General features: G+C 44.4%; 13 protein-coding genes and 1 tRNA gene. 9 read left to right on the top strand and 5 right to left on the bottom strand.

The genetic code is table 11. From position 1 onward, the window contains the following. The 9 genes from petA to B7X71_RS07020 all read left to right on the top strand — a co-directional run. Positions 1–327, top strand: a 327-nt coding sequence (gene petA / locus B7X71_RS07060) for a ubiquinol-cytochrome c reductase iron-sulfur subunit (protein ID WP_293600425.1), incomplete at its 5' end; no start/stop codon positions are given. A 10-nt stretch (positions 328–337) separates the two neighbouring features. Further along, positions 338–1,738 (top strand): cytochrome bc complex cytochrome b subunit, encoded by a 1,401-nt coding sequence (locus B7X71_RS07055; RefSeq protein WP_293600424.1) that lies wholly within the window; start codon positions 338–340, stop codon positions 1,736–1,738. Positions 1,739–1,791: 53 nt separating this feature from the next. Next, positions 1,792–2,541, top strand: a complete 750-nt coding sequence (locus tag B7X71_RS07050; RefSeq protein WP_293600426.1) for a cytochrome c1 — start codon at positions 1,792–1,794, stop codon at positions 2,539–2,541. 79 nt (positions 2,542–2,620) lie between these two features. Then, complete coding sequence (locus B7X71_RS07045; RefSeq protein ID WP_015420301.1) at positions 2,621–3,232, top strand: glutathione S-transferase N-terminal domain-containing protein; 612 nt, start codon at positions 2,621–2,623, stop codon at positions 3,230–3,232. Between the two features lie 31 nt (positions 3,233–3,263). Further along, on the top strand, positions 3,264–3,665 hold the full coding sequence (locus B7X71_RS07040; protein ID WP_293600423.1) for a ClpXP protease specificity-enhancing factor: 402 nt from the start codon (positions 3,264–3,266) through the stop codon (positions 3,663–3,665). 18 nt (positions 3,666–3,683) lie between these two features. Further along, positions 3,684–3,759 (top strand) — tRNA-Thr (locus B7X71_RS07035). Between the two features lie 81 nt (positions 3,760–3,840). Then, positions 3,841–5,325, top strand: a complete 1,485-nt coding sequence (locus tag B7X71_RS07030) for a tetratricopeptide repeat protein (RefSeq protein ID WP_293600422.1) — start codon at positions 3,841–3,843, stop codon at positions 5,323–5,325. Next, positions 5,315–5,995 carry a glycosyltransferase gene (locus B7X71_RS07025; protein WP_293600421.1) on the top strand — a complete coding sequence of 227 codons (681 nt, stop codon included), beginning with the start codon at positions 5,315–5,317 and terminating at the stop codon, positions 5,993–5,995. Before B7X71_RS07030 ends, B7X71_RS07025 begins: the two co-directional genes overlap by 11 nt. Further along, the gene (locus B7X71_RS07020) at positions 5,995–6,543 is read left to right on the top strand and encodes a hypothetical protein (RefSeq protein WP_293598387.1); all 549 of its coding nucleotides are present in this window, start codon (positions 5,995–5,997) and stop codon (positions 6,541–6,543) included. The genes B7X71_RS07025 and B7X71_RS07020 overlap by 1 nt, the downstream gene beginning before the upstream one ends. Here B7X71_RS07020 and B7X71_RS07015 read toward each other — a convergent pair. From B7X71_RS07015 to prfA, 5 genes are all read right to left on the bottom strand, one after another. Then, on the bottom strand, positions 6,540–7,856 hold the full coding sequence (locus B7X71_RS07015) for an MFS transporter (RefSeq protein WP_293598388.1): 1,317 nt from the start codon (positions 7,854–7,856) through the stop codon (positions 6,540–6,542). The genes B7X71_RS07020 and B7X71_RS07015 overlap by 4 nt on opposite strands. Before the next feature lie 17 nt (positions 7,857–7,873). Next, positions 7,874–9,145 (bottom strand): DNA recombination protein RmuC, encoded by a 1,272-nt coding sequence (gene rmuC, locus B7X71_RS07010; RefSeq protein WP_293598389.1) that lies wholly within the window; start codon positions 9,143–9,145, stop codon positions 7,874–7,876. Between the two features lie 31 nt (positions 9,146–9,176). Beyond that, complete coding sequence (gene grxD / locus B7X71_RS07005; RefSeq protein WP_293598390.1) at positions 9,177–9,485, bottom strand: Grx4 family monothiol glutaredoxin; 309 nt, start codon at positions 9,483–9,485, stop codon at positions 9,177–9,179. 105 nt (positions 9,486–9,590) lie between these two features. Further along, a complete protein-coding gene (gene prmC, locus B7X71_RS07000) occupies positions 9,591–10,439 on the bottom strand; it encodes a peptide chain release factor N(5)-glutamine methyltransferase (protein ID WP_293598391.1) in 849 nt (282 codons plus the stop codon). 10 nt (positions 10,440–10,449) lie between these two features. Next, positions 10,450–11,529 (bottom strand): peptide chain release factor 1, encoded by a 1,080-nt coding sequence (gene prfA, locus B7X71_RS06995; RefSeq protein ID WP_293598392.1) that lies wholly within the window; start codon positions 11,527–11,529, stop codon positions 10,450–10,452. Between the last annotated feature and the right edge of the window lie 28 nt (positions 11,530–11,557).

Raw genomic sequence — 11,557 nt, 5'->3', positions numbered from 1 at the left:
GCAGACCCTGATTCTTTAAGGGATCCAGCCCAATTTACCCCTCCTTATGCCCAGAACCAATGGCGTTCAATTAAGCCTGAATATCTGGTTGTAGTGGGCATTTGCACGCATTTAGGTTGCTCTCCTACGGCTAAGTTTGAGTCAGGCCCACAACCTTCTTTGCCAAATACTTGGCCAGGCGGCTTCCTCTGCCCATGCCATGGCTCTACATTCGATATGGCAGGCCGCGTATTTAAGAACAAACCAGCCCCAGACAATCTGGAAGTACCGCCGCATATGTATTTGAGCGATACCAAGATTCTGGTTGGCGAAGATAAGAAGGCCTAAGGAGAGATAAATGGCATTTCACGAAAAAGAAGTCCCAGCAAACGCTTCTGGCGCACAAAAGCTCATGGCTTGGGTGGATTCACGCTTGCCAGTAACTGAAGCGTTTAAGCGTCACATGAGCGAGTATTACGCTCCTAAAAACCTGAATTTCTTCTATATTTTTGGCGCGCTAGCTATTGTTGTTTTGGCACTCCAGATCATCACTGGAATCTTCTTGGTGATGAACTACAAACCTGATGCCGCCAAGGCATTTGAATCTGTTGAATACATCATGCGTGAAGTGCCATGGGGCTGGTTGATCCGCTACATGCATTCCACTGGCGCCTCAATGTTCTTTGTAGTGGTTTACATGCACATGTTCCGTGGCTTGATCTACGGTTCATATCGCAAGCCACGTGAATTAATTTGGATCTTCGGTTGCGCAATCTTCTTATGCCTGATGGGTGAAGCGTTCTTTGGTTACCTGCTCCCATGGGGCCAAATGTCCTATTGGGGCGCTCAAGTGATCGTGAACTTGTTTTCTGCAATCCCATTAATTGGTCCAGATCTATCGTTGTGGTTGCGTGGTGACTACGTAGTTGGCGATGCAACCTTGAATCGCTTCTTCGCTTTCCACGTCATTGCTATTCCACTGGTATTGATTGGATTGGTTGCAGCTCACATTCTTGCCTTACATGAAGTTGGCTCAAATAATCCAGATGGCGTAGAAATTAAAGATACGCTCGATGCTAATGGTCATCCAGTAGACGGCATTCCATTCCATCCTTATTACAGCGTTCATGATGTTATGTATCTGGGTGGATTCCTGATGGTGTTTGCTTGCATCGTATTCTTTGCGCCGGAGATGGGCGGTTATTTCCTAGAGGCAAATAACTTTATCCCTGCAAATCCATTTGTGACTCCAACGCACATTGCACCGGTTTGGTATTTCACACCGTTCTATTCCATGTTGCGTGCGACTACTTCTAACTTCCTATTGCCGCTGTGGATTTTCTTAGCATTGATTTTAGGAATGTTTGCCCTGAAGTCTAAGGACCTCAGAGTCAAAGGTGCATGTGTAGTAATTGCACTAGTGTTGGCAGCTGGCTTCTATGCATTTGATGCGAAGTTTTGGGGAGTTGTGATTATGGGTGGTTCTGTCGTGATCATGTTCTTCTTGCCATGGTTAGATCATTCTCCAGTGAAGTCTATTCGTTACCGCCCACAGTTCCATAAATATATTTATGGCGTGTTTGTGGTGAGCTTTGTGATTTTGGGTTACCTTGGTATCGAGCCACCATCACCAGTATTTGAAAAGATTTCTCAGATTTGCACTATTTATTATCTGGGCTTCTTCTTAGCGATGCCTTTCTGGAGCAAGCTTGGTACGTTCAAGCCAGTTCCAACTCGCGTTACTTTTAAGTCCCATTAATTCAGATACCCGAGAAATTAGGAACTAGTATGAAACGAATTCTGCAAACTTTGATGGGCGTCTGCCAAGCAACTGTTCTAGTTGCTGCCCTAGGCTTTGGCGTAAGCGCTAGTGCCAATGAAGGCGGCTTTCCATTGGATACGGCGCCAAATCGCGTTAGCAACAATGCATCTCTACAAAACGGTGCCAAGTTATTTGTGAACTATTGTTTGAACTGTCACTCAGCTACAAGCATGCGTTACAACCGCTTGCGTGACATTGGTCTGACTGATCAGCAAATCAAAGACAACTTGATTTTTACTGATGCTAAGGTCGGCGATCTAATGACAATTTCCATGACGCCAAAAGAAGGTAAGGCGTTCTTTGGTAAGACTCCTCCTGACTTATCTGTAGAAGCGCGTGCACGCGGTACAGATTGGCTGTATACCTACTTCCGTACTTTCTACAAAGACGACACTACACAAACCGGGTGGAATAACTTGGTATATCCAAACGTTGGTATGCCACATGTTCTATGGCAGTTGCAGGGTGAGCGTGCTGCGAAGTTTGAAGAGCGCAAAGACCCGCATGATGAAAGCCGTACGGAAAAGGTGTTCGTTGGTTTTGAGCAGTTGACGCCTGGAACTATGAAGCCACAAGAGTATGACGACAATATTGCTGACTTAGTTGCTTTCATGTCATGGATGGCTGAGCCAGTGCAACTTGAGCGTAAGCGTCTGGGTGTTATTGTATTAATCTTCTTGGCCATCTTCACAATCTTAGCCTCACGTCTGAATAAGGCTTACTGGAAAGATATTCACTAAGCCAAGGTTTTTGAAGATTTAAAGTCGCAGTTGTTTTTGCGTTTGTTGTATTGAAGTAGATATTTAAGGAAATAAATTTATGATGGTGTTGTACTCGGGCACAAACTGCCCATTCTCGCAACGCTGCCGTTTGGTGCTTTTCGAAAAAGGCATGGACTTTGAGATCCGCGATGTGGACTTGTTTAACAAGCCAGAAGACATCTCGGTGATGAACCCTTATGGCCAAGTTCCTATCTTGGTTGAGCGCGACTTGATTTTATATGAGTCAAACATCATCAATGAATATATTGATGAGCGTTTCCCTCATCCACAATTGATGCCACCTGACCCAGTAGCTCGCGCACGCGCACGCCTCTTCCTTTTCAATTTTGAGAAAGAATTGTTTGTGCACGTTGCAGCCTTGGAGAACGAAAAAGGTAAGGCAGCAGAGAAGTCTCACGAAAAAGCGCGTTTAGCTATTCGTGATCGCTTAACTCAGCTTGCACCCATTTTTGTGAAGAATAAGTACATGTTGGGCGAAGAGTTTTCTATGCTGGACGTAGCTATCGCCCCTTTATTGTGGCGTTTAGAGCATTATGGTATCGACCTCTCACGCAATGCAGCCCCTCTCTTAAAGTACGCTGAGCGTATTTTTAGCAGACCTGCTTACATTGAAGCTTTAACTCCTTCAGAAAAGGTGATGCGTCGCTAAGCGGCTCATTGCTCATGCTGGCAAGATAAGCATGTCCGATATCCCAAGCAATAAACCATACCTAATCCGTGCCCTACATCAGTGGTGCACGGATTTTGGTTTTACGCCCTTTATGGCAGTTTTTGTTGATGAAAATGTCGAAGTGCCCATGGAGTTTGTAAAGAACGATGAAATCGTTCTTAATTTGTCTCTTGAGGCCTGCCATCAGCTCAACTTAGACAATGACTGGATTAGCTTTCAGGCAAGGTTTGGTGGGGTCCCTAGGAAAATCATGGTTCCGGTAAGTCATGTCTTGGCAATCTACGCACGAGAAAATGGCCAGGGAATGTCTTTTCCATTTGATGCTACTCAAGCCAATAAGCCCAAGGATCTAAGTCCAGAGAGTCCTGAAAAACCCAAAGCCGGAAGACCTTCCTTGACGATTGTGAAATAGGTTAAAATATTATCCGTTGCCCCTTTAGCTCATCTGGTAGAGCAACTGATTTGTAATCAGTAGGTGGTCTGTTCGAGTCGGACAAGGGGCACCACCATTCCTTAGTCAATCTAATCTCGGTAAGTATGGGGATGCTATAGACTGATCAGCGACTTAAGCATCCAGGAAGAAAAGAATGAGCAACCAACTTAACTTTCTTCTTAATCAAGCGATGCACTACATTCAGTGTGCCAATCTTAGTGGCGCAGAACTACTCCTCAAGCAAATTTTAAAGGTAAAAAGTACTCATTCTGAAGCCCTAAGACAAATGAGCCTCATTAGTGCTCAACGCGGTAATAACGATATTGCACTTCAATTAATTAATCGTGCAATAGATGCTAACAAGAAAAACGGAATTCTTTTTAGCAATAAGGGCAATATTCTTTCAGCTTTGGGTCAATATGAAAGCTCAATTGAGGCTCATAAGATAGCAACCAAACTCAATCCCTCGTATGCTGGAGGATTTAACAATCTTGGGAATGCCCTTCAAGAGATCTATGATTACCAACAGGCAATTGATTCCTACCATAAAGCATTACTAATCGATCCAAATAACTTAGATTTTGTCATTAATCTTGGGAATGCGTATTGGAGGGCAAATTTTTTTGGGGACGCGATTAAATCATATCGATATGCCTTAAAAATAAATCCCAACCACGCTGGAGTAAATTTTTATCTCGGTCAGCTGTTATTATTTTTAGGTTGCTACGACGAGGGCTGGAGTCGGTATGAGTGGCGTTGGCTCGCAAAAGAAAATCAATCAGCACCTTTGCGATCTTCAAGGCCCCTGTGGCTTGGGCAGTCATTTGATGGGTGTTTGTATGTGTGGGCAGAGCAGGGAATTGGCGATCAAATCTTATATGCCTCAATGCTGTGTGGTCTTAGGAAATACCCTCAAAAAAAAATTATCTCGATTGAGAAAAAATTGTTACCAATTTTTGAAAGGTCATTCCCGGATTTTAAGTTTATTGCTAATGGTGTTGAGTTATCTGAAAGTGAATATGACCAGCAAATATCAATCGCTAGTCTAGGCCAGTATTTAAGGGTAAATATAGATGACTTTAAGGCATCACAAAAGCCTTACCTAGTTGCGCTACAAGATAATTTGAAGGTCGTAGCTGCTGTTGATGTACCAAGAAGCAAGGGAATGACTTGTGGAATTGCCTGGAGAAGTAGTAATAATCAAATAGGAAAATACAAAAGTATAGATTTAATAGAATTCTCAAAAATTTTGAAGATGGATGGCCTAGATTTTATTAATCTTCAGTATGGAGATACTTATGAAGAAAGGGTATCAGTTGAGCATAGTACTGGTATTCAAATACGATCTGTAGATGGTTTAGATTTATATGATGATGTGGATGATTTGCTTTCCCTTATTGATACTTGCGATTTTGTTATTACCAGTAGTAATTCAGTGGCGCATATGTCGGGTGCCATAGGAAAGAAAACCATTCTCTTCCTTCCATTTTCACATGGTAAATTTTGGTACTGGCATGATGTTGATGGAGTAAGTTTATGGTATCCATCCATAAGGGTGTTCAAGCAAGAGAAGCAGGGAGATTGGTCTAAACCAATTGAAGCGGCAAAAGCATATATGGAGGATAGATTTGGGATCTAATATTTCAATTGTTGTTGGTTTTGATCAGAGAGAGGCTGTTGCATACCATGTCTTTTGTCAAAGCGTCATTGATAGTTCTACAAGTACAGTTCAATTTCTACCACTTGCAGAAAATACATTAAATGAGTACAAAGAAGTTCATACGGATGGAAGCAATAAATTCATTTACTCTCGATTCCTGACCCCATTCTTAATGAATTATTCGGGATGGGCTATTTTTGCTGATGGAGATATGGTTTGCCAGGCCGATATTTCTGAATTATGGGCTTTGCGAGATGAATCAAAAGCTGTTCAGGTGGTAGAGCATGACTATCAAACGAAGGCAAGTAAGAAGTATCTTGGAAATAAAAATGAAAACTATCCAAGGAAAAATTGGTCTAGCGTTATTTTGTGGAATTGTTCGCATCCAGATAACAGGCTGTTAACACCTGATTTTATTCAGAATCAGCTCGGCTCCTACCTCCATAGATTTTCTTGGCTGACCGATGATTTAATTGGTGAACTTCCAAAAGAGTGGAATTGGCTGGCAATTGAATACCCTGAAAATCCTGGTGCAAAGTTAATTCATTACACTCTTGGAACGCCATGCTTTAAAGATTATGCCAAGGAGTCTATGTCCGATAATTGGAAAGAGGTTTTTGCAAGAAGTAATGAAGGGTTTGATTACTAATGGATAGATCTACAATCTCTGCTGAATACCTTTTGCAGCAGAAGGCACTACATCAAAACCCGAATTATGGGGTCGCATCCCTTTCTTTTGCTCCAATAGTGGCTGACTTTATACGTCAGACTGGTGTGCAATCAGTTTCCGATTATGGTGCCGGCAAGAAAAATTTATTTGTTGGTCTAAGAAATGCGGGGGTTGATCTTGCTGAATATCACCCATATGACCCAGCGTTCGAAGAGTATGGAGAGCCACGTTGTGCAGACTTAGTTTGCTGTATTGATGTTTTAGAGCATATTGAGCCTGAGAGGCTTGAGCATGTGCTTCTAGATTTATCAAAGATAACAGTGAACTTTGGATTTTTTTCCATACATATGGGTCCAGCGGCCAAAACACTATCCGATGGACGGAATGCTCATTTAATTCAAGAGCCCAGCTCTTGGTGGCTCCCAAGATTGACAAAATATTTTGAAATTTTGCATTTGCAATCCCATCAAATGATGGGGGATGGGATTTGGATTATTGTGCGACCCAAAATAAGCCCAGATTGCTAGGAGGCTAAATTAATTTTTCTAGTCTCTGGCAAATACAACGTTGCCACAATTGCGCCGCCAGCCAAGAAGATGGTCGGATACCAGAGTCCTGCAAAGTTACTTCCCCAGTGTTGATTTAACCAAGTAACAATTAAAGGTAGAAGTCCACCTATCCACCCAGCAGCTAAGTTGTGTGGAAGGGTGGCTGCGCTATTTCTGGTTTTTGCTGGAAAGAGTTCTGCAAGGAGGGCTGTTTGTGGGCCAACGACAAGCGCCAGAATGGCAGATAGGCCAATTAAGACCAAAATTATCAATAACGTAGATGCACTATTGCTTTGTAATAAGTGAAACGCCGGCAGTATTAGTGTGGCGCCTAAGATTAGGCCGGTGACAACCACAGGCTTTCTGCCAAGCTTGTCTGAGAGCCATCCTGCAAATACTGTGAGAGGTAGTAGAGCAACTGTTGCATAAACGCTTAACTGATCAACAAGTTGTGGTGAAAGCTTTACGGTGGTCTTAAGGAAGATTGAGGTGTATACCTGCACACAGAAAAATAGTACTGCGCCACCAGCAGAGATGCAGAAGAAAAGCAGAAACATTCTCTTTCTGGTTTCGGGGTCTTTGAGATTGTCTCGTAACGGGCTCTTTGATTGAGATTCTGTTTTGCTTAACTGTAAATATATCGGAGTTTCTTCTAAAGCCATTCGTGCTTTAAATGCGACCAATAGCAGAATGAGTGAAACCCAAAAAGGTACACGCCAGCCCCAGGATAGAAACTCTTCTGGAGTGAGGTAGGTCTGAAGTAGGGCAATTTGTAGAGTAGATACCAGGATTCCCAGTGGCCCCATGAGCTGTAAAAAGCTCGTCTTAAAGCCGCGATTAGACTCGCCAGCATGTTCTGTGAGATAGACCGCACTTCCCCCAATTTCTCCTCCTGCAGAGAGGCCTTGAAGTAGCCTGAGGCTTACTAGAAAAATGGGCGCCCAGATCCCGACCTGCGCATAGGTCGGTAAAAAGCCAACGCAGACTGTTGCAATGCCCATGAGGGTAATGGTGATCATGAAGATGGGGCGCCGGCCAATACGGTCGCCAATACTTCCAAAAATGGCTGCTCCTAAAGGTCTTACCACCATACCCACTCCGAAGGTAGCAAGGCTGGCTAAGAGGGCTGTACTAGGGTCGCTTGAGGGAAAGAAGAGGGGGCCAAAAACTACAGCCAGAGTAGCAAAAGTAAGAAAGTCATACCACTCTAGAAATGTTCCAAAGCAGGCTGCAATGGCAACTTTTCTATAGGAATGCGATGAAGCTTGAGAGTCTGATTCGGTAGCAGTCAATTTTTATTCTGCGTTTATTATGTATCTGTTGAAGATTCAATCAGGGGTGCAGAGATATTCTTGCTGGGCTTAACACCAAGTTCTCGTACCTTCTCTGCGGTACGAATGAGATTGCCTTTGCCGGATTTCAACTTATTAAAGGCATCGTGATAACTGGTTTGAGCTTGATCTAAACGTTGACCTAGTTTTTCAAGATCATCTACAAAGCCAACAAACTTATCGTAAAGCGTACCGCATTGCTTTGCGATTTCTAAGGCGTTGCGGTTTTGGTGATCTTGGCGCCAGAGATGGGCTACGGTGCGCAGTGTGGCCATCAGGGTGCTAGGACATACAAGCACAATATTCTTTGCTAATGCCTCTTGGTAAAGGTTGGGCGCAGTTTTCAGTGCTAATAGGAAGGCGGGTTCAATTGGAACAAACATCAATACAAAGTCTACCGAGCCAATGCCATATAAAGAACTATAGTTCTTGCTGGAAAGTCCTTGAATATGTTGCCTTAGCGACTGAATATGCGCCGCTAACTCTTGTTCTGAGACTGTCGGATCGGTTGCTTGAGCATGACGTGAATACGCTGTGATGGAAACCTTGCTATCCACAACGAGACTTCTTCCTTCTGGCAGCTTAACTACAACGTCAGGCTGAAGACGTGAGCCATCAGTCTGGGTGTGACTGTCTTGTACAAGATACTCCTCGCCTTTGCGCAGGCCTGAAGACTCGAGAATAGATTCCAAAACTAACTCGCCCCAATTACCTTGAACTTTCGAGTCTCCCTTGAGCGCCTGGGTCAGCGAACGTGTCTCATCTGACATACGTAAATTCAGATTGGCTAGACGCTCGATCTCGCTCTTGAGCGCAAAGCGCTCGCGTGCTTCATTGCCGTAGGAAGTATTTACCTGCTCTTTAAATTCTGAAAGCTTAGTTTGCAGTGGCTTGAGTAAGGCATCTAAATTGGCTACATTTTGCTCAGTGAAGCGCTTCGATTTATCTTCTAGAATTTCGTTGGCTAGATTTTTAAATTGGCTAGTCAATGCCTCTTTAGCCTCATTTAGAGATTCAATTCTCCCCAAGCCTTGCTTGCGTTCAGAATCTAGTGCCGCCTCGAGTCGAATGGCATTTTGTAATGCCTGATCCCGTTCTATTCGTAAGCTTGCAGCAAGTGCAACATCAATTTGCATTTGTTGCTCAACTCTGGTGAGAGCCGAACGCAAATTGAGAGCATAGACTAAAAGGCCTGCGCATAAACCGAATGGCAGGCCAAATAGAAGAAGAGAGCTTAAGTCAAAAGTCACTAATGTGGCCTTGTACGCAATCTACCGAGACTTAGGCTTTAACTAACTTTTGCAATTCACCGCTTTGGAACATTTCAGTCATGATGTCAGAGCCACCAATAAATTCACCGTTGATGTAGAGCTGAGGAATAGTTGGCCAGTTGGCAAAATCCTTAATACCCTGACGAATTTCTGCATCCTCCAATACGTTCACTGTATGCAGTTTTTCTACGCCACAAGTGCGCAAAATATTGACTGCATTGCCAGAGAAACCACATTGTGGAAATTGAGCATTGCCCTTCATGAACAATACAACAGGATGGTTGCTAACGATTTCTTGAATTCTTGCTTGGGTATCCATAATTTTCTTCCTGAATTTGCGCTGTAAGGCGATCTTGATCTGTAACTAACAATAGTAGTAATTTTAAGGCTATCTGAAGAAAAGGGTTAATTCGCTTTGTCGGCTTTAGAGCCTTTTTTGCCCAGAAGCTACTCGGCGGTGGCCCGCCAAATCAAGGTGAGCTTGCACATCTATTAGACCCGCCCCTTTCATTAGCTTCACTACCGCTTCAGATTGATCAAAGCCATGCTCGACGGCAATCAAACCACCAGCTTTCAGACGTTTATCTACTCCGGCAATAATGATCTCTAAGCAACTTAGCCCGTTAGCGTAATCGGTCAGGGCGGATTCAGGCTCAAACCGCAGATCCCCTTGAGTGAGATGGGAGTCTTGATTGGCGATATAGGGCGGATTACTCACAATCACATCAAATTGGCATGTCTGGTCTAGTGCCTCGTACCAGCTGCCTTGAAAAAATTGGACTTGTTTTGTCAGGTTGAGGAGTTCAGCATTTTGCTTGGCAATCACTAAGGCCTCGATCGATTGATCTGTTGCGCTAACAAGTGCAAGTGGCGATGCGTTGGCGATAGACAGGGCGATAGCACCAGAACCTGTGCCCAAATCCAATACCTTAGTGGGTTTATTGAGCTTGGTGATGGCAGTTAGGGCAATCTCAACGAGGAGCTCAGTCTCTGGGCGAGGGATAAGCACCCCAGGCCCTACCTGTAACTCAATATTGTGAAAGCCTTTCTTGCCTAAGATATAGGCGATGGGCTCACCATTCACTCTTCTGGAGACTAGACTGTCCCACTCCTGAAAAGCTTGCTCATCCAAGCTCATGTCATCGCGGGATAGCAAGGCGGAGCGTGGGAGTTGGTAGTGTTTTTCAAGTAGGTGGGCAAGCAATATCCGCGCTTCATTGGCTGGCAATGTGCAGTTGCTAATTAATTCGCGTAAAGACTGGCTGAGGCTCATCCTACTGGTATTAACTGTCGCCAAGCGCTGCAAGCAGCTCTGCTTGATGCTCGGACGCTAGGGCATTGCAGAGATCATCGAGATCGCCATCCATCATGGCATCAATCTTATAGAGCGTTAGATTAATACGGTGATCAGTAATACGACCCTGCGGAAAGTTGTAAGTACGAATACGGTCGCTGCGATCACCAGAACCAATGAGGGACTTTCTGGTTTGCGCTTCGAGCTGATGTTTCTCACGTTCACGCGCATCCATGATGCGTGAGACCAGCACCTTCATCGCTTGTTCGCGGTTACGGTGTTGGCTACGGTCATCCTGACACTCCACTACTGTGCCCGTCGGTAAGTGCGTGATACGCACTGCAGAATCTGTTTTATTAATATGCTGGCCACCAGCACCAGATGCTCTAAAAGTATCAATACGCAGTTCAGCGGGATTAATCTTTACAGCCTCCAATTCATCAGCTTCAGGCATCACTGCTACCGTACACGCTGACGTATGTATACGCCCTTGAGTTTCTGTTTGGGGTACACGTTGTACGCGGTGACCACCAGATTCAAATTTGAGACGTGAGTAGACTGACTGACCAACTAGGCGCAGAACAACTTCTTTATATCCACCAAGATCGGATTCAGCGGTATTCACTACTTCTACTTTCCAGCCCTGGCGTTCAGCAAAGCGGGTATACATCCTCAGTAAGTCACCCGCAAAGAGTGCGCTCTCGTCGCCACCCGTACCTGCACGGATCTCTAAGAAGACATTGCGCTCGTCATTGACATCTTTAGGTAATAGTAGTTTTTGAAGTACGCCTTCCAGCTCTTCCATAGTGGCTTGAGCTTGTTTTTGCTCTTCATCAGCAAAGTCCTTCATCTCAGGATCTTTACGCATGTCTTCAGCAGCTTGAGCATCAGCCTCAGCTTGTTTGTATAAGCCAAATTGCTCCACTACTGTTGCGATATCAGAATGCTCACGCGTGAGCTTCCGATAGTTGTCCATGTCTTTCGTGGACTCTTCGGTAGTTAATAGGGAATTGAGTTCGGCTAAGCGCGTGTCTAGGTGGTCTAGCTTAGCCCGCATGCTGGGCTTCATCTAATGGTCTTCTGGCTTGGAGTGCGAG

This window comes from Polynucleobacter sp. 39-46-10 (assembly GCF_002282275.1).
The sequence above is the reverse complement of the archived record's forward strand: the minus strand, read 5'-3'. Positions and strand labels throughout refer to the sequence as shown.